The sequence below is a fragment of the uncultured Pseudoteredinibacter sp. genome, from assembly GCF_947502065.1.
GTDB lineage: Bacteria > Pseudomonadota > Gammaproteobacteria > Pseudomonadales > Cellvibrionaceae > Pseudoteredinibacter.
Genome location: NZ_CANMYE010000013.1, coordinates 1 through 18333, shown reverse-complemented (window position 1 = coordinate 18333; position 18333 = coordinate 1). Strand labels below are relative to the sequence as shown.

15 protein-coding genes and 1 tRNA gene are annotated in these 18333 nt (G+C 46.9%); 6 read left to right on the top strand and 10 right to left on the bottom strand.

All coding sequences use genetic code 11. From position 1 onward, the window contains the following. Positions 1-153: 153 nt before the first annotated feature. From rpsO to Q1A41_RS18920, 7 genes are all read right to left on the bottom strand, one after another. A complete protein-coding gene (gene rpsO, locus Q1A41_RS18950; protein ID WP_299982306.1) occupies positions 154-423 on the bottom strand; it encodes a 30S ribosomal protein S15 in 270 nt (89 codons plus the stop codon). 173 nt (positions 424-596) lie between these two features. Next, positions 597-1550, bottom strand: coding sequence for a tRNA pseudouridine(55) synthase TruB (gene truB / locus Q1A41_RS18945; RefSeq protein WP_299982303.1), 954 nt, complete (start codon positions 1548-1550; stop codon positions 597-599). A gap of 5 nt (positions 1551-1555) precedes the next feature. Further along, positions 1556-1954, bottom strand: coding sequence for a 30S ribosome-binding factor RbfA (gene rbfA / locus Q1A41_RS18940; protein WP_299982300.1), 399 nt, complete (start codon positions 1952-1954; stop codon positions 1556-1558). Between the two features lie 15 nt (positions 1955-1969). Next, positions 1970-4657 carry a translation initiation factor IF-2 gene (infB, locus tag Q1A41_RS18935; protein ID WP_299982298.1) on the bottom strand — a complete coding sequence of 896 codons (2688 nt, stop codon included), beginning with the start codon at positions 4655-4657 and terminating at the stop codon, positions 1970-1972. Positions 4658-4678: 21 nt separating this feature from the next. Then, positions 4679-6172: a transcription termination factor NusA gene (gene nusA, locus Q1A41_RS18930; RefSeq protein ID WP_299982294.1), complete on the bottom strand. Its 1494-nt coding sequence runs from the start codon at positions 6170-6172 to the stop codon at positions 4679-4681. A gap of 55 nt (positions 6173-6227) precedes the next feature. Continuing rightward, positions 6228-6680, bottom strand: a complete 453-nt coding sequence (gene rimP / locus Q1A41_RS18925; RefSeq protein WP_299982291.1) for a ribosome maturation factor RimP — start codon at positions 6678-6680, stop codon at positions 6228-6230. Positions 6681-6854: 174 nt separating this feature from the next. Continuing rightward, positions 6855-6931 (bottom strand) — tRNA-Met (locus Q1A41_RS18920). A gap of 281 nt (positions 6932-7212) precedes the next feature. Between Q1A41_RS18920 and Q1A41_RS18915 the strand changes: the two genes are divergently transcribed. The 5 genes from Q1A41_RS18915 to Q1A41_RS18895 all read left to right on the top strand — a co-directional run bounded on the left by Q1A41_RS18915 (position 7213) and on the right by Q1A41_RS18895 (position 13024). Then, a complete protein-coding gene (locus Q1A41_RS18915) occupies positions 7213-8340 on the top strand; it encodes a matrixin family metalloprotease (protein WP_299982288.1) in 1128 nt (375 codons plus the stop codon). A gap of 176 nt (positions 8341-8516) precedes the next feature. Then, complete coding sequence (locus tag Q1A41_RS18910) at positions 8517-9674, top strand: matrixin family metalloprotease (protein WP_363322480.1); 1158 nt, start codon at positions 8517-8519, stop codon at positions 9672-9674. A 326-nt stretch (positions 9675-10000) separates the two neighbouring features. Continuing rightward, positions 10001-11164: a matrixin family metalloprotease gene (locus Q1A41_RS18905; protein ID WP_299982282.1), complete on the top strand. Its 1164-nt coding sequence runs from the start codon at positions 10001-10003 to the stop codon at positions 11162-11164. Between the two features lie 34 nt (positions 11165-11198). Further along, positions 11199-11801: a hypothetical protein gene (locus tag Q1A41_RS18900; protein ID WP_299982279.1), complete on the top strand. Its 603-nt coding sequence runs from the start codon at positions 11199-11201 to the stop codon at positions 11799-11801. Then, on the top strand, positions 11801-13024 hold the full coding sequence (locus Q1A41_RS18895; protein ID WP_299982276.1) for a matrixin family metalloprotease: 1224 nt from the start codon (positions 11801-11803) through the stop codon (positions 13022-13024). Before Q1A41_RS18900 ends, Q1A41_RS18895 begins: the two co-directional genes overlap by 1 nt. 41 nt (positions 13025-13065) lie before the next feature. Here the strand turns inward: Q1A41_RS18895 and Q1A41_RS18890 are convergent, their stop codons facing one another. The 3 genes from Q1A41_RS18890 to Q1A41_RS18880 all read right to left on the bottom strand — a co-directional run bounded on the left by Q1A41_RS18890 (position 13066) and on the right by Q1A41_RS18880 (position 17127). Continuing rightward, on the bottom strand, positions 13066-14625 hold the full coding sequence (locus Q1A41_RS18890) for a serine/threonine-protein kinase (RefSeq protein WP_299982273.1): 1560 nt from the start codon (positions 14623-14625) through the stop codon (positions 13066-13068). A gap of 12 nt (positions 14626-14637) precedes the next feature. Continuing rightward, positions 14638-15387: a dienelactone hydrolase family protein gene (locus Q1A41_RS18885; RefSeq protein ID WP_299982270.1), complete on the bottom strand. Its 750-nt coding sequence runs from the start codon at positions 15385-15387 to the stop codon at positions 14638-14640. 84 nt (positions 15388-15471) lie between these two features. Next, entirely contained in the window at positions 15472-17127 is a 1656-nt protein-coding gene (locus Q1A41_RS18880; RefSeq protein WP_299982267.1) for a caspase family protein, read from the bottom strand. Positions 17128-17319: 192 nt separating this feature from the next. On the opposite strand from Q1A41_RS18880, the gene Q1A41_RS18875 reads away from it, so the two are divergent. Then, a complete protein-coding gene (locus Q1A41_RS18875; protein WP_299982265.1) occupies positions 17320-18138 on the top strand; it encodes an enoyl-CoA hydratase/isomerase family protein in 819 nt (272 codons plus the stop codon). Positions 18139-18333: the final 195 nt, after the last annotated feature.

Here is an 18333-nt window from a genome sequence, read left to right as displayed (position 1 = left end):
TCTGCAGATAAGTTCTGACAACCCAAGCCGACAGCGTCGGATTAACCAATTAGGCTTTAAGCCTAATTGGGAAATTCTGGATAAAGCTAATAGTCCTTCGCGCTAAACACTACCGCAAAAAAAAGTGCCCGCAAGCGGGCACTTCCGAAGGTCTTATCGACGCAGACCTAACTTCTTGATCAGGGCAGCGTAACGAGTCAAGTCCTTACCCTTCAAGTAATCCAGCAACTTACGACGCTGGTTTACCATGCGGATCAGACCGCGGCGAGAGTGGTGATCTTGCTTGTGATCAGAAAAGTGACCTTGCAACTTGTTAATGTTGTGAGTCAACAGGGCTACTTGAACCTCTGGAGAACCAGTGTCACCTTCACCACGCGCATGTTCTTGTACAATCGCAGCTTTTTCTTGAGCACTTAGTGCCATAGTCATATCCTCGTTTAATATGCAAAAAATCATTCGGCCCAGCCGTGCATATTTACAGCGGGGCTAAGCCCTTACGGGCATATTGTCGATAGCTCCTCTAAGAGGCCTATCGGACGACCAACACGAGGTTGGATCCTGTATTTTAGCCGCTTTTGGCGACTAATCCTAAATATTTAGTTGGCTAACAAGCGTTTAGGCGCCACTCGGCCGTCATCCGTTAACTCTGCAACGCCTAAAAAGCGCTCAGCTGAGTCAAAAACTCGCACCATATCACCTTCATCACCAATACGGTAGACCTGGGCATCCATCACTGCATTGCCCAGTTTAAAGTAGTAAGCGGATTCTTCTGGCAACTCAATTCTTGCCAATTGCGCTACTGGAGCATCAGTGGGCAAAAGATGATGATCCAACTGCTCTGCCAAACCTTCACCTCGCTCGGCAGCAAGCTGCTGCAAACTAACAGCATTGGCCTCTACAAAGGGGCCCGCCGCCATACGGTGCAACATGCTGACATGAGCACCACAGCCCAGCAACTCACCTAGATCCTCAGCAATGCTACGGATATAGGTCCCCTTCGAACAGAATACTTCTACATCTAGCTCGGCATAGTCCTCACCAAGCACTTGAGCACTGCGAAACTCTAATAATTTTAGCTCGTACACGGTTACATCACGTGCCTCGCGCTCCACCGTAATACCTTGGCGAGCTAATTTATACAAGGGCTGGCCATTGTGCTTAAGCGCCGAATACATCGAAGGCACCTGCTTGATATCACCGCGAAAGTTATCTAAAGCTTGAGCAACAGTGGCCTCACTTAGTGAGCTTACTGAGTGGCGCTCTCTTACCTCGCCATCAGCATCCCCGGTTTCGGTACTCACCCCCAAACAAAAGGTGCTTTTGTAACGCTTATCGGCATCTAAAAGGTACTGGGAAAACTTAGTGGCCTCCCCAAAGCAAAGTGGCAGCACACCGGTAGCCAAAGGATCTAAAGCACCGGTATGGCCCGCTTTGGCGGCGAAGAATAAGCGCTTTGCTTGCTGCAAAGCGTCATTCGAGGTCATAGCTGCATCTTTATGCAGTACTAGCACACCGTCTAAGGCGCGCCCTTTAAATCGTTTGCGACCCATGATGATTACTCTGCCGTATTTTCAGGCTCATCGCCCTTGTTGGCGAGGTCTTTCGCTACGGCATCATCAATCAACCGGCTCATACGATTACCAGTAAGCGCCGTTGCATCATAGTAGAACTGCAAACGAGGAGTTGTTCGGACATCGAGCTCGCGCGCCAATTGACTGCGCAAAAAGCCCGCTGCATTATTTAACGCCACCGCAGCTTCCTCGCATTTCTTAGGGTCATCTTCCCCAACAAAAGCGACATAAACTTTAGCCATTGAAAGATCGCGACTAAGCTGAACATCATTAACGTTCACCATAGGAACACGAGGGTCGCGAACTTCGAACTGAATTAACTGAGCTAAGCTGCGTGCAATTGCATCACCTAGCCTGTCGGTACGTTTAAATTCTCTTGCCATTGTTGGGGCGCAAGCTTACAGCTCGCGCGCTACCTCTTTCACATCATAAACTTCGATCTGATCACCAACTTTAACGTCGTAATCTTTAACGCCGATACCACATTCCATGCCATTACGCACATCCTGCACATCGTCTTTAAAGCGGCGTAGAGATTCTAGCTCGCCCTCAAAGATAACTACGTTATCACGCAATACGCGAATTGGCTTGCTGCGATATACCGTGCCTTCGGTAACCATACAACCGGCAACCTGACCAAACTTCGGAGAACGGAAAACTTCACGAACATCGGCAATACCAACAATTTCTTCAACGCGTTCCGGTTCCAACATGCCAGAAAGAGCGCCTTTCACTTCATCAATTAACTGATAAATAATGCTGTAGTAGCGAATTTCGATAGACTCTGCTTCTGCTAAGCTACGAGTAGCCGCTGCTGCACGAACATTAAAGCCAATAACAATTGCGCCCGTCGTCAAAGCTAAGTTAACGTCGTTTTCGGTGATACCACCAACGCCCGAGGACACTACATTAACTTCCACTTCCTCATTACCAATATCGGCAAGCGCTGCAGCAATAGCTTCAAGAGAACCACGTACATCAGTCTTCAATACAACAGGTAGAACCTTCTTATCGGCACTGCCCATATTCGCAAACATGTTCTCAAGCTTAGCTGCCTGTTGACGCTGCTGGCGCTCTTGCTGTGCATTGTCCGCACGCTGAGTAGCTAGCTCACGAGCTTGGCGCTCATCAGCCAATACCGCGAACTCATCACCTGCATTCGGCGCGCTATCCAAGCCCAAAATCTCTACTGGTGTAGACGGACCGGCTTCTTTAACTTGTTTGCCGTGCTCATTAACCATCGCGCGAACGCGACCATAGCTTTGGCCAGCTAAGATAACGTCACCACGCTTTAAGCCACCGCCTTGCACTAATAAGGTAGCTACAACACCGCGACCTTTTTCCATACGGGATTCAACAACAACACCGCGAGCAGGAACATTAATTGGCGCTTCTAGCTCTAGCAATTCTGCTTGTAGAGAAACCGCTTCTAGCAGTTCATCGATGCCTTGACCAGTATGGGCAGAAACAGCGATAAACTGCGTATCGCCACCCCAATCTTCTGGTACAACTTCTTTGGCAACCAACTCGTTTTTAACACGATCAGGGTCAGCCGTTTCTTTATCAATCTTGTTGATGGCTACAACTAATGGCACTCCAGCAGCACGAGCATGCTGAATTGCCTCTTCAGTTTGTGGCATAACGCCATCATCAGCAGCTACTACCAAGATCACCACATCGGTACACTGCGCACCACGAGCTCGCATTGCCGTAAAGGCTGCGTGACCTGGAGTATCCAGGAAGGCAATTTCACCATGACTGGTCGGAACACGATAAGCTCCAATGTGCTGAGTAATGCCGCCGGCTTCGCCAGAAGTAACCTTAGTTTTACGAATATAATCCAGCAAAGAAGTTTTACCGTGATCAACGTGCCCCATTACCGTAACAACAGGAGAGCGCGGTGCCTTCTCGCCGCCTTCAGTAGCTAGGCTCTGCTCGAGCTGAGACTCCAAAGTATTGTCTACTTTCTCAACAACCTTATGGCCCATTTCTTCAACGAGCAATGTTGCCGTTTCGCCATCAATAGCTTGATTCAAGGTTGCCATCACGCCCATTTTCATTAGCGCTTTAACAACTTCGGCACCTTTCACCTTCATTTGCTGAGCGAGCTCGGAAACAACAATGTTCTCGCCAATTTCTACTTCGTGCACAATTTTTCCTGTCGGCCTTTTAAAGCCGTGTTTGTTACCCGCCAGTTTGATAGCGGCGCGCTTAGCCGGCTTTGCTGATCTGGCTGGCTTGCTGCGACGAGGGTTCTCCTTAAGGACAGGTTCGATCTCGTCATCTAAAACAGAAAGGTCAACTTTTGGCGCCTTCTTAGTGCCAGAAGGTTTCTTAACAACCTTTTTGGGCTTTTCGACCTCTTCCAGCTCTTCTTCGTGCTTAGCACGCTTCTTAGGAGCTTGCCCATGCTTGCCTTTTTCCTCTTCTTGCTTACTCGCAGCAGCTTCGATAGCAGCCGGATCTGCCGCAGAAGATTCAGGCTTCTTGTCGCTCTCTTGCTTTTTCTTCTCAGCAGCCTCTTGCTTACTGCGCTTAGCTTCTTCTTCAGCTTGACGGCGAGCCTCAATGGCAGCAAGACGCTTTTGCTCAGCTTCATCGACAAAGCTAGACGCCGACTCTTCTTGTTTAGGCGCCTCTTCAGCCTCAGGGGCTTGTGCTTCAGCAACTGGCTCGACTACCGGCTCTTCCACTACCGCCTCAACTACCGGGGCAGGCTCAGCTTCAAGGGCAGGCTCAACAGCTGACTCCTCCACCGGAGCCGCCACTTCTGATTGCTCGTCCAGCGGGTCACGCTTAACATAAGTACGCTTTTTACGAACTTCTACATTTACGGTTTTGCGTGCCGAGCCACTGCCTGTCTTCAAGGTCGTTGTAGTTTTACGCTTGAGAGTAATTTTTTTAGGAGCTTCGTCGGTATCACCGTGGCTACTTTTCAGAAAAGCCAAAAGCGTTTGTTTTTCTTCATCAGTTACGGTCTGTTCCGCAGACGTCTGTTGCAAACCAGCATCTTTCATTTGAGAGAGGAGCCTCTCAACTGAGGCACCTACGGATTTGGCAAGTTCGCTTACTGTTACTTCAGCCATTATCTTTCCTCAGTTAATCAATTATTCCGCGTCTTCCGCAAACCAGGGCTCACGCGCTTTCAAAATTAAGGCCGCGGCACGCTCTTCATCCATTCCATCGATTTCCATTAGCTCATCGACGGACTGCTCTGCCAAATCTTCCATAGTTGGAATACCACGGCTGGCAAGTTGCACCGCCAGCGCTTTATCCATGCCTTCCATAGTTAAAAGGTCTTCAGCAGGCTGGGTGCTTTCTATAGCCTCTTCAGTGGCCAAAGCTTGAGTCAGTAGCGCATCTTTTGCACGGGCACGTAACTCTTCAGCAATATCCTCATCAAAGCCTTCGATGTTTAGCATCTCCTCAAGAGGTACATACGCCACCTCCTCAAGAGAAGTAAAGCCCTCTTCAACAAGAACACCCGCGACATCTTCATCTACATCCAGAGCTTCCATAAAGAGCTCCATGTAGTTGCCGCTTTCGGCTTGCTGCTTTTCTTCCCACTCAGCAACGCTCATCACGTTGATTTCCCAGCCGGTAAGCTCAGAAGCTAGGCGAACATTTTGCCCTGCGCGACCAATTGCTTGGGCTAAATTATCGTCCTCAACCGCAACATCCATCGATGAAGAATCTTCATCAACCACAATGGATTCAATCTCAGCGGGGGCCATTGCATTAATAACAAACTGAGCAGGGTTGTCGTCCCAAAGCACGATATCAATACGCTCGTTCCCAAGCTCGTTGGAAACGGCCTGAACTCGTGAGCCGCGCATACCCACACAAGCTCCTACTGGGTCGATACGACCATCATTAGTAGAAACTGCAATTTTCGCACGAGATCCGGGATCGCGAGCGGCACCCTTAAGCTCAATGACTTCTTCAGAAATCTCTGGCACTTCAATTTTGAATAGTTCGACCAACATACCTGGCGCCGAGCGGCTCAAGTACAACTGCGGACCCCGAGCCTCGGGGCGAACATCAGCCAAGAACGCTCTAACTCGATCACCCATCCGGAAGACTTCACGGCCAACCAATTGATCGCGAGCCAACAAACCTTCAGCATTATTTCCAAGGTCGACAATAATATTATCGCGGGTTACCTTTTTAACAGTACCGCTGATTAGCTCACCGACTTTATCGCGATATTCATCAACGATCTGCGCACGCTCAGCTTCGCGAACTTTTTGTACGATGACCTGCTTAGCCGTTTGGGCTGCGATACGACCGAAATCGACATTCTCTATTTGTTCTTCGTGAACATCGCCGATTTTTAAATTTGGATTAGCTTCAGCAGCTTCTTCTGTGGTGAACTGTGTCCCCAAGATTGCTAAAGTATCATCGTCCACAACTTCCCAACGACGGAAAGTTTCATAGTCGCCGTTGCGGCGATCAATCACCACATAAATGTCTGACTCTTCGTCATATCGTTTTTTAGCCGCAGTCGCCAAAGCTAACTCAATAGCTTCGAAAATAATTTCCCTGTCTACGCCTTTCTCATTGGAAACCGCATCAGCTACCAATAAAATTTCTTTACTCATAAGTGCCTCTTAATCCACCACTTAATTGCAATCGCATTAATTAAAATCGAAACCATTAAAAACTTGGCTCGACATTGGCTTTTTCTATCCACTCGATCGGCAGTACATACTCATCGTTATCTACTACCACTAGAATTTCATCACCTTCAACGCCATTTAGCTGGCCTTGAAATTTTCGGCGCCCTTCAAATGCTTGGCGCAACTTAATACTTACTTTCTCACCGACATACTGCTGAAACTGCTCCAGCGTATATAAAGGACGATCAAGTCCAGGGGATGACACTTCAAGGGTGTACTCTCCTGTAATAGGATCTTCTACATCCATTACCGCACTCACCTGGCGGCTTACCTGCTCACAGTGTTCTACACCTATACCATCCGGAGACTCGATATAGAGTCGTAAGGTTGTGTGACGCCCCTGTGACAAATACTCTAAGCCCCAAAGCTCACAAGCGAGGGATTCTACCACTGGCCGCAGTAGCTCCTCCAATTGCTGTTTAGATGCCATAAAACTTTTCCCGACGGTCAACACCGCCAATAGACAGCTACAAAAAATGGGCCTATAGCCCATTTCCTACATTTGGCGCTTCAATCGCCAACGCTCAGATACGAAAAAGCCCCTAATAAGGGGCCTCTCGAAGGCGTCCGCACTACCAAATTAAGTAATGCCACGCGCTGAATTTGGTAGCGGGGGCTGGATTTGAACCAACGACCTTCGGGTTATGAGCCCGACGAGCTACCAAGCTGCTCCACCCCGCATCAACATGGTTTATTGGGCTTGCCCTCAACCAAGGCCGCGAATTATAGGGAGGTGGTGTAGCAGCGTCAAGCCCTTTATTGCAGATTTGTCTTATTTCTCAAGACCTTGGCTAATAATAGTACAAGCCGCCCAATTCATCAGCTTTAGCCTAACGGCCGAACTACCCGCTGCACGGTCAAGCATTGGCAAAAAGCGACGATATCATTATATAGTAGTGGAATTAATTCATGAACCTCGACTCAAAACCCGAGGTTTTAATCTATGTTGATGGATTCGTAATATGCTCAAACAGTGTCTTTTGCCCCTTGCGGCCACATGCATTGCCTTTAGTGGCGCAAGCAATGCATTTAAACTACTCGGCCCTTCTTGGGAAGATGGCAATGTAACCTACGACACGTCTTTCCCTGGCTCTACCCCTGCGGGCCATAATTGGAGCAGTGCGATGCGGCAAGCCGCAAGCAAATGGGGCGACCAAGTGGAAGGCCTAAACATTACCTTTACAAATAACGGCTTTCACGCCTGCTCTGGCTATGTGGATGAATTCCCAGAAGACGGCAACCAAAACGCCAGCGGCTTTTATCATCGTGCCTGTAACCAAGACTTTGGCGAGGATGTTATTGCGGTTACTTATTCCTTTAACTTTGGTTCATTTTATACCGAGTCAGACATCATTTTTAACAGCAGCGAGGTTTGGAGCGTCTACGACGGCACCCCTCAGTCAGCCTTAGATTTTCGTCGTGTAGCAGTGCACGAGTTCGGACACTTAATCGGCCTTGATCACGAAGAAAGTAATTCCGCCATTATGGCTCCGTTTATAGGAAGTATATTCAACCCAACCGCGGATGACCTGAATGGAGCCAGGGATATATATTCCCCAGCCACAGGGGGTGGCGGTAGCAGCTCCCCCCCAACAATTAGAGCAAGCATCGAAGAACCCTCCCCCTCGCAGACCGCCAGCGGGATTACTAATATTCGCGGGTGGGCAATTGGCTTAAACGCGATTCAAAGAGTAGCCTTGTTCATTGATGATAAATTTGCCGCCGACATCCCGTATGGAGGTGACCGATCCGACGTAGGGCAATCCTTCCCCAATTATCAAAACGCGGACAGGTCAGGCTTTTCAATGATATTTAACTGGGGGATCCTAGACCCTGGCGAACACACCATGGAGATTAAGGTGTATGACAACGCCGGCAGTGTACACTCTGAACGCACCAACTTTACAGTTCAGGCCTTTAATACAGCATTTGTAAGCGATCCAAATAGTGTTGAGATTTTAAGCGGAGTAACGATTACGGACCCAAGAACCATAACTCTTGATAGAGTTAGAGTAAACAACGAGGAATATCGCGTTATTCTCAGCTGGAACACCGCTTCTCAAAAGTGGGATATTCGGGAGATCGATTAGCTCTCAAAGCTAGATAGCTAACAGCTATAAACCGTACAAAGAATGCGCCTGCATAGCAGGCGTATTCTTACATAAAGTCGCTTATTTGCTGGCCACTTATTGCAAGCTTATTATAGAATCATCAAAAAGACCGCAGACTCCACTCTCTGCCTGAGAAGGAACTCACTATTTTATTTATGGAACACAGACCAATGAGAATTCTTTGTTTGGCTTTCGCTCTTCTTGCAATCTATTTTCCTAGCCCCCAAAGTTTGGCCTTCACGTTGCTAGGCCCTAAGTGGGAAAACGGAAAAGTCACTTTTGACACCTCATTCCCTGAACCAAATCCCAGCACACATCTCTGGAGCAAAGCAATGCGCCAAGCTGCAACAGAGTGGGGTAGCTCAGTCGAAAATTTGAATATTACATTTACAAACAACGACTACCACCCATGCGCAGGCATGACAGACAGCTTCCCAGCAGACGGAGGTAAAAATGCGGGTGGCTTTCACATAAACGCCTGCGGGGAAGACTTTGGCCAAGACGTAATAGCAATAAACTTTTCGACAAGTCTTAACTCGACTTATCAAGAGTCAGATATTGTATTCAACAGCAATCGCACATGGGCAATTTACGACGGCAATAGAAAAACGGCTATAGACTTCAAGAGGGTGGCCCTGCATGAATTTGGCCACCTAATCGGTTTAGACCACGAAAACTCCGCAGCTGCGATTATGAGGCCGTACACAAGCGATCGCTTCACGCTTAGCGAAGACGACCTCGCAGGAGCTCGCACCATATACGCCCCAAGCACTGTCGACAACGGCACTCCGCCACCGACAAGCAGCCACTCCAAAACGGTATTGGAAGAGCCTACAGGCTTAGCATCTGTGAGCGGTGTTAGCAATATTCGAGGGTGGGCAATTAGCCCTGACGGCATTCGAAAGGTAGAACTATTCATCGATGAGCAACTTATCACAACTCTCCCTTATGGAGGCAGCCGCCCAGACGTAGCAAAACAATACCCTGGTGTCCCAGACTCTGACAAATCAGGATTTTCGATGGCCGTAAATTGGGGAAATCTATCCCCGGGGCAACATAGAATTGAAGTTAGAGTTCATAGCAAAAACAGCACTACGGCAGCGACAAGAACGAGCTCCACGTTCACAGTCCAAGCTTTTGATCAAGCTTTTTTAACTGACCCCAACTCTATACAGATCTTGGGGGAGGCCACTGTGACAGGAAGTCGCAATATCACCTTACAGCAAGTGAAGGTGAACGGAAAGACATATAGAGTTGATCTAAACTGGAATACAGCCACTCAAAAGTGGGACATTGCAGATATAGATAAATAAGAGTCTCACGTACCGCCAAGCACGAGTAACCAACCAAAAATCGCGACAGACTGGCAAATCCTCCTATCACGGCCTAAATTTGCTAGCTAATGCGTGACACTGGTAACAATTTGGGCAGTTTTACAACAAAAATACCTACAATTTCCCTTTGAGTGGGTAGTTTTGCAGCTGGATGATTGCAAATTTCTTGTATATGGCCAATAATCGATCATCGTTTACTATACAATTTTCGGCGTTTGAAATTGCCTATAAATCAGGTGCTTAGAAAGCAAAGCTTTCAAACTACGTCTATAATTGACTCAGGCTCAAATGGATAACATGAGACCATGAAGAAATCAGCTAGAGTTTTGCTGGCTGGGGTACTGTGTTCAGCACTGACCATCCCAGCCCAATCTTTTCAATTGCTAGGCCCTCGTTGGCAAGATAGCGAAGTTACGATTAACTACGTCCCAATTGTTCCAGGGGTTCCACTTGCTGGGCTCAGCCACTGGAATAATGCCATGTCATCAGCCATCGACTCCTGGGCACAAGGCGCACCCGGCCTTAAAATCAATAAGGTACAGGCTACTGCTAACCCCTGCGCAGGAATCTCCAATGGCGCGGGTGGCTTTGTCGCACCTCACGACGGTGATTTATCTGGTGTGGCATTTGCCGGTGATATCTGCGGCACTGCTTGGAATGAAGGGACGTTAGCGGTAAACGTGTCCTTCTTTAGCGGCGGCTTTTATTCGAATAGCGACATACTCTTTAATACTGCCGTCAATTGGGATGTTTATAGCGGCCCGATACGCCCAAATATTTTTGACTTTAAGCGCGTAGCTGTTCATGAGCTGGGCCACCTATTTGGCCTGGGGCATGAAACCGAAAACCTAGCCATAATGCAACCGTTTTACGATGATATCGATAATATTGACGATATGAATATGGAGATGCCAACGCCCGATGACTTCGAAGGGCTTAACGCACTATATTCAAGCGCCAACTCCCCAATGGCCATTAACCTTGAAGAGCCAAGCTCAAGCCAAATCACTGCTGGTATTGGCAATATTCGCGGCTGGGCTGTCGCAAATGCTGGTATCGCTGAAGTAGAGATATACATAGACAACGTTTTGCAAGGCAATAGCCCTTATGGGGCAGCTCGAGGTGACGTTGGAAACGCATATCCTAACTACCCTAATGCAGACCGTTCCGGCTTTTCTATGGCCGTCAATTGGTCCCTTCTAGATGAAGGTCCGCACACTGTTATTGCTCGTGCAATCGACAACCTTGGCAATATCAAAACAGATAGCGGTTTAGCGATCGTAGAGAAGTTTGACACTCAATTTGTATCGTCAGCCGATCTTGTGAAACTAGCTGGAAGCGTTACTACCAATGGCGACAATGTAACTCTTGACGATGTAATGGTTAATAATAAACCCTATCGCGTCGAGCTAAAGTGGAATGCATCAAGCCAACAATTTGATATCGTCAACATTATTAAATTATTTTAAGAGCCCTGCTCTACCGACACAAAAGGTAAAAACAATGAACACTTTACGCAGCACTTTTGCCACCGCCGTAATGGCTTGTGCCTTGGCCCTACCTGCTCTAAATGTTTCTGCGAGCAGTGTCGCTCAAAAATCAATTAACGACTTGGCAACTACATCGGACATGATTTTCGAAGGGCAAGTGGTTGGCATCCGTTCCGAGGCGGTTGGTAAAAAAGTTTATACCTACATCAGCTTTGAGGTTAACGATGTTGTTCGAGGAAAATATGCTCAAGACACAGTTGAGTTACGCTACTTAGGCGGTACAGCAAACGGTGTCACCATGAAGGTAGGCGATATGAAATTGCCATCTTATGGTGAAAGAGGTATCTACTTTGTTGAGAAACTTGGTGGCAACACAGTACACCCACTTAGAGGTTGGGGGCAGGGGCACTTCATTGTTAAGCAAGGTAGTGATGGTGACAAAATTTACAACAGTCTAGGCAAAGCGATTACTGAAATTGATACTGGCAAACAAGCGAATATCAGCAGCGCTGTCAAAATCAACAACCACACTGCCGCCGGTGTTGAGTTTGACACTGGCGCCAAGCAAATTATGGGTTTAGGTTCATTTAAGGATGCGATCCGAGGCTTAAAATAATGAAAACCTGGCAAGCATTAGGCATTTCATTAGGAGCAACTCTTGCTACTACCGCAAATGCGTATGAAGTTAGCGGATCGAGATGGGAAGACGGACAATTTAGAATGTACGTAGGCGTTGCCGCTACAGTCCCATCCCTAGATTTCGATGACAACCCTATAACCTGGAATAGCATTATTCAAGATGCACTAGGTGCTTGGGGTAACCCAGTACAGGGGTTAAATATAGAAATTGTCAATGAAACTCGCGATCCTTGTGAAGGGTATACAGGGCTAGCCGGTCAAACAGCTAATTCACCAGTTTTTACCGACGAAGACGCCCCAGCAAGAAACGATATAGCCCCATTTGAAAATGGAATTGGACTAAGAGCAGATGTCTGCGGTGAGGTCTTCGGCAACGACGTTTACGCGGTCACTTTATTGCAAACCCGACCAAGTCAACCTGGCTTTTATCGTGAAGCAGATATTGTTTTTAACCAAGCTTATCAATATGACCTTCATAACAATAGTTTTGGTTCGGGGAGTGAGCCGGGAACAGCAGGAAACCCTTTAGACGTCCGTAGAATTGCCATAAAACAAATTGGTTACGCTCTGGGTCTTAGGGATGAAAGTAATCAACCCTCTATCATGCATCCAAATGCAGCTACACGTACGATAACCAATCCGACCTCGGACGACTTGGCTGGAATAAGAATCCTTTATCCTAATCCGGTCTCTAGCAATGACCCTGATGTACGCTTATCAATTGAGGAGCCAAATAGCAGCCAAGTGAAAAGCGGGATTAGCAATATTCGTGGCTGGGCTATTGGCTTAAAAGATATTCGTTTGGTAGAAGTCAGCATCGATAACGGCAGTTATCAGAGCATTCCTTACGGTGGCGTTAGAACCGACGTCGCTTCGACTTTTAGCCAGTACCCTAAATCTGGCAACTCAGGTTATTCGATGCTATTCAACTGGGGACTGCTAAGCCCTGGGCAACACCAAGTTCGCGTACGGGCACACGACGTAGACGACAATATCGCAACAATAACCCGTAACGTCACAGTTGCTAGCTTCAATGATAGCTACGTCAGCGCGGTTAATATTGGTGGCTCATCTTCAATCAGCAACCAAAAAACGGTTACATTGAATAACGTTAATGCAGATAATCAAAACTACACAGTTAAACTAGAGTGGGACAACGCGGCCCAGAAGTTTAATATTGTAAGCGCACAAAGCAATTAATGCTGTACGGGCCCAGCACGCTGGGCCCGATATTTGCTCTCCTAATCTTCCAACTCTACCCTCAAGTCAACAAGTCCTTTATTCTGGGACAAAGACTCATATTTAAGTAATTCCACAACAGCCTCATGTTGAGCTGTTTTAGAAACACCCTCTGAAGCAAAGTTTTTCACTAATTGGTCAACTACTTTTTGCAGCTCTAAAACGGCTTCTTTGTTCCTAGGATGCTCTTGATAGGCAGCATCGAAGTAAAATAGTGCTCCGTTGATATCGCCAAACTGCATTGCCTGTCTACCTTCTTCAAGCTTCGCCAAAACGCTTTGCTGCTGAGCAGGTGGCAATTCATCAAAGGGAATGTCTGGCCCTGCTTCTGGCTGAAAGAAAGCAATATAAACCGCAAAACCAGCCAACATTGCTGCCATGGCAAAACTCAAACGCTTAACCAATAAACCTGCGCCAGAGAATTTCTTTTGAAAGCTAATAGCATCCTCAAAGCGCTCCGCCCTTTTAAACTGCAGAGCTTTGCTGATAGCTTGCCACTGATAACCTTTAAGGTTTTTTAATTTCTTGGCCGAGAGAGATTCTTTTTCGGCCTCAAGGGCTGATCTTCTTCCAAACGGGTGCGCGCCTTGCAGCAGTTCATAGGCAATCAAGCCCAATGCATAAACATCATCACTTGGATGAGGGTCGCCTCCCTCAAACATTTCATAACTCGCATAGGTTGGAGTCAAACCAACCAGTTCATCAGGATCTGCGGCTTGCTCTTCACCTTGGGCGTAAGCCCTAGCGATACCGAAATCCAGAATTTTGATTTCACCCTCATCAGTGACAAAAACATTCTCGGGCTTTAGATCTGAATGAATAATATTGCGCTTATGGGCATAAGAGACCCCGTTAGCAATATCATTGATAAAACGTATTTTCTCAGACGCCTCTCCTTTCCCGGACTGAATATAGTCATCCAAAGTTTGCCCTTTGAGTGACTCCATCGTCATATAGTAAATATCATCATCTCTATCAAAATCGTAGACAGTAATAATATTGGGGTGAGCCAAGGTCTGTGATTTTTTGGTTTCTCGCTGTAGCGCAATCACGGCCTTTGAATTTTTTTGCAATAAGCCAGTGATAACCTTAATTGCAACGTAAGGATTTGGATCACGAGCTTCTTCTTTGCGCAGATCTTTAGCATGAAAGACAGCTCCCATACCGCCCTCACCAAGCTTTCGCTCCAAAACAAAGCGGTCTTTGATAACATAACCCTGCACCATTTTAGCTAAGGGTGAGGCATCAACTCTTGGCATGGCTCGCGTGCCTTCTGCCAACAGGGTTTTAGCTGAGGTGCTAACAACAGTAGCGTCATCTTTTACGATGGTTGCTGCCTCGTTAGCAACAACCGTAGCATCTTCACCTGCTGTTGGCGCCAACACGGTAGTAGCATCATCATGGCCGCTTACAGTGTCGGCTAATATCGTCGTCTCATCACCAACAATCGTTGTTTTTTCACCCTTAGCAGGCAGCACAACAGTTTCGTCTTGATTATTGGAAGCAATTTGAGTCTTCTCCACATCAGCATCGCTTTTAATTGTTGTTTTATCATCGCTCATATTTGAAAATCTCTACTCTACTTTATCTATTTCTTTCAACAGGGATGGCCAAGCTGTTTCCCAGCAGCAGGAGTGATCCAAGCCTTCTAGCTCGATGTACTTTCCACCCTTGCGGGAAACGAATTCTTTAACCGTTGAAGCAAGAATGTTTTTATCTTCTCGACCAATAATATGGACTGTTTCAATACCATTCAACGGCGCTTGCTCTATCGGGTTTAGCGACTCATGCAAAGGCAGGTATGAAAGGCGCTTTGTCCAAGCAAAGTGGTCCAAGTTGCCAGCTACTGTTACCACTTTAGTTACGGCATCTACACGAGATGCCAATAGCATGGCTAGTGCGCCACCTCCACTATACCCAACAAGCTCGATGTCTTTTTCACTTCTAGCGCGATTTGCAGACAAATACCTTTCAAGGGCACTCACCATGGAATCGACCACTTCACGCGAGTACCTTGCGCTCGTCCACAAGCTATTGTTACAAGCAGCTTCCAAGCCATGGTAGCAAGGTCGACCTAAATACAAACTCTGCTGAGAGTCATATTTCATCAACTTCAAAGCGATAGGGTTTAGCGGCGTTGGATCATCATTGACATAGCGGCCCAGCAACCAAGGGGTCCCGTCACCACCAATATATACCCTAATCACCCCGCTCGGTTGAGCAGGTTTTTTTTCTACTAACCAATGTCGAAAACCACTACCATCTTGCCAATAGGCATTGAAACCATTGCTGCCTACGTATTCATCATAATTAAAGGGCTGCATTGCGCAGCCCTGGGCAATAAGCACCCATAAAATAATGAAAACTGCCCAGCATCTTTCAAGCGACATCAAACTAGGCTTCTGAAACTAAACACCTTTAGGCACAAAGAAAAAGTCGCCGATTTCGTGCCCTGCACCTTTGATCGATTTGTACACAGGCTCCTGTAAGAACTCATACTTGCCAGCTTCCTCGGTAACTTTTGATTTAATGCCTTGGAACAATTCAGGGGCGGCCAATATGCGATTATTGCTCTTCAGCCTATCTAGCAGCGCTGTCGCGAATACCGAGTGACCATTATCACCATTATCGATTACCGGGCGATCACCACCAGAGGTAAGTAATAAGCGGGATCGACGCGGCAATTTGTATTTAATATATTCTTTAGTTTGCTTTTCACTCTTTTGTTGGCCGGAGAAAAACAAATATCCAGGAGAACTAGATAGTAAGCCCGCATAACATGAATCTGAAATTACAAACACTCGACGTGCCTTCAACCGAGCTAAATGATTGGTTACAAATTCATTGGGCACCCAGCTACTATCATCTGGTGGAGGATTCGCATTGACCGGCAGCCAGTAACCTGCTTCTCGCTCACCCGTACTGATACGATTACCATGGCCCGCGTAATAAATTAGCAAATTATCGTTTTCTTCAAGCTTCTCGCTCAGTGCATTAACTGCCTTCATTACACTCAGTCGATCGCCATTTAGTAACAATTGCACTTCAAAGCCATACTGTTTGTCTAACAGGTCTGCCAGCTGTTTTACATCATTCCTAACCGTGCTCAGGTCATTAAGCATGGCATAATCTTGGTTACCAATAATTAAGGCATAGTATTTACCGAAGTTTAAATCATCTAGTTTGATGTCACCTGCAGAGCCACTGGTTTGCATCTCAACGGTAGTTGGGGCTTCAAACTGGCTGACGGCTACAGGTGTCCTCAATACCAAACCTTCTAGTTTAGTCTTCGCTTCTTTCTGGGATTCTCGCAAACCCTTAACCAAGCCTTTTAATAAAGCCAATTCCGACTTTTGCTGCGTATTAAGCGCTTGGGTAGATTGCAGCCCTTTGTTTTTAGCCTCTAGGCTTTTTATTTGTGTTTCAAGCAAGTTTAATTGAGCGTTCTTTTCGGCGAGCTCATCTTCTAACTGCTTACGAAGCGCAGCCTGTTGTTCATTAGCGACCGACTGAAACATCACGCTATCCTCAGGCAACCCCCAAGCCTTACGATACCAGTTTAATGCCACTACCTGGTTTTTCTCGATACCTAGACCTTGCTCATACATGGTGCCCAAATTGAACTGACCACGTTTGTTACCTTGCTCAGCGGCCTTGGTGTACCAAATGAGCGCCGCTTCGTAGTTAGGGGTGCCACCCAGGCCTTTCTCGAATATCTCACCGACATTTACCTGCGCCTCAGGATCGCCCTGCTCAGCGGCCGGCATCCAAACTTTGAGAGCCGTTTTATAATTAGCCCTATCATATGCGGTGTATTCTCCGCCTCGTATATTGCAGTCCGCCGCAGTGGTCTTTATTGGTCGCCTTGCCGTCATATAGGTTGTGCGGCCTAACTTTCGCAATTGACCGGGCAAAAGACAGTCGACAACATATAAACCGCTTATTTCATCCTGTACATTAGCAGGCTTAGCCGCCACATCTGCAGATGAAAACATCATAGCGCCAAAGATCAATGCCACAGACCTTAGATTCTTCAAGCGCAGGCTAGTTAAATGAGAATGCATGTTAAGTACCTTTTGTGCCATAACATCAAGAGCTTAAGTTAGTATAGAAAGCCGCTCCATTACCAATGCTTACCAGTCTAAATCAGTGAAAGGGAGCTATACACCACCAAAACTTAGTATGAATAATCAGCATGACATATTTATACTGATAAGAACATAAACACAGGCAACCGTTATAAAAGCAAATCCACTATGAGCAATAACTATAAACACGATCACTACCAGTATCTGAACATTATCGAGCACGGCAAAACACTCGAGATCAAACTCAACCGCCCAGATAAACTAAATGCCGTAAACATGGAAATGCTAGAGGAGCTCTGGCTCGTAGTTAGCGGGTTGAACTATGACGTCGATACTCGTGTGGTAATTATTTCAGGCACCGGTAATGCTTTTTGTGCAGGACTGGATTTAGAAGGCCCCCTCGCTGACGGCGCTAACTTAAACAATAAACAGCGCATGCACATTCAAAAACGGCTTTCGAGACTATTAAAGCTTGTATATGAACTGCCCCAGGCAACCATTGCTATTGCCAGTGGCGCCGCCTGTGGCTTCGGCTTAGGCATTATGTGCGCCTGTGACTTACGCTATGGCAGTGAAACAATGAAAGCCAACGCCGCTTTTATCCGCTTAGGCTTCACCGGCTGTGACATGGGCGTCAGCTATTTTCTGCCTAGAATAATCGGTAGCACTGCGGCAAATGAAATGATGCTTACTGGGCGCTTCTATGACGCCAAGAGGCTGATGAGCAACGGATTTTTGGCAGATATTGTAGAAGAAGAAAAACTTGAAGAAACGGCATTGACGGCAGCCAGAGACATGCTAAGAAATTCACCAATGGGGCTCCGACTGACCAAAGAAGGCATTAGAATAAATAGCAACGCGCAAAGCTTAGAAGCCGCGCTTGCGCTAGAAGACAGACAGCAAATACTCAGTGGTTATTCTACCGACCAAATGACGGCTTTAATGGCCTTCCTCAGTAAATCCGAGCCCGAATTTAAAGACGACTAAGCGGCTTATATAAAACACAACTTAGGGCGCCGCAGGCGCCTTTTTATTGCCCAATAAAAAGATGCGTACAATCAATACTCTAAAAAGCACAGACAATAAAAAAACCCCTGCCGGATTACCGACAGGGGTTTTTTGGAATAAAAGCTTGACGATGACCTACTCTCACATGGGGAATCCCCACACTACCATCGGCGC

Bases quoted from the DNA above. Each gene is read 5' to 3' on its own strand.
- rpsO (WP_299982306.1), bottom strand. From the start codon at position 423: ATGGCACTAAGTGCTCAAGAAAAAGCTGCGATTGTACAAGAACATGCG.
- truB (WP_299982303.1), bottom strand. From the start codon at position 1,550: ATGGGTCGCAAACGATTTAAAGGGCGCGCCTTAGACGGTGTGCTAGTA.
- rbfA (WP_299982300.1), bottom strand. From the start codon at position 1,954: ATGGCAAGAGAATTTAAACGTACCGACAGGCTAGGTGATGCAATTGCA.
- infB (WP_299982298.1), bottom strand. From the start codon at position 4,657: ATGGCTGAAGTAACAGTAAGCGAACTTGCCAAATCCGTAGGTGCCTCA.
- nusA (WP_299982294.1), bottom strand. From the start codon at position 6,172: ATGAGTAAAGAAATTTTATTGGTAGCTGATGCGGTTTCCAATGAGAAA.
- rimP (WP_299982291.1), bottom strand. From the start codon at position 6,680: ATGGCATCTAAACAGCAATTGGAGGAGCTACTGCGGCCAGTGGTAGAA.
- Q1A41_RS18915 (WP_299982288.1), top strand. From the start codon at position 7,213: ATGCTCAAACAGTGTCTTTTGCCCCTTGCGGCCACATGCATTGCCTTT.
- Q1A41_RS18910 (WP_363322480.1), top strand. From the start codon at position 8,517: ATGGAACACAGACCAATGAGAATTCTTTGTTTGGCTTTCGCTCTTCTT.
- Q1A41_RS18905 (WP_299982282.1), top strand. From the start codon at position 10,001: ATGAAGAAATCAGCTAGAGTTTTGCTGGCTGGGGTACTGTGTTCAGCA.
- Q1A41_RS18900 (WP_299982279.1), top strand. From the start codon at position 11,199: ATGAACACTTTACGCAGCACTTTTGCCACCGCCGTAATGGCTTGTGCC.
- Q1A41_RS18895 (WP_299982276.1), top strand. From the start codon at position 11,801: ATGAAAACCTGGCAAGCATTAGGCATTTCATTAGGAGCAACTCTTGCT.
- Q1A41_RS18890 (WP_299982273.1), bottom strand. From the start codon at position 14,625: ATGAGCGATGATAAAACAACAATTAAAAGCGATGCTGATGTGGAGAAG.
- Q1A41_RS18885 (WP_299982270.1), bottom strand. From the start codon at position 15,387: ATGCAGCCCTTTAATTATGATGAATACGTAGGCAGCAATGGTTTCAAT.
- Q1A41_RS18880 (WP_299982267.1), bottom strand. From the start codon at position 17,127: ATGCATTCTCATTTAACTAGCCTGCGCTTGAAGAATCTAAGGTCTGTG.
- Q1A41_RS18875 (WP_299982265.1), top strand. From the start codon at position 17,320: ATGAGCAATAACTATAAACACGATCACTACCAGTATCTGAACATTATC.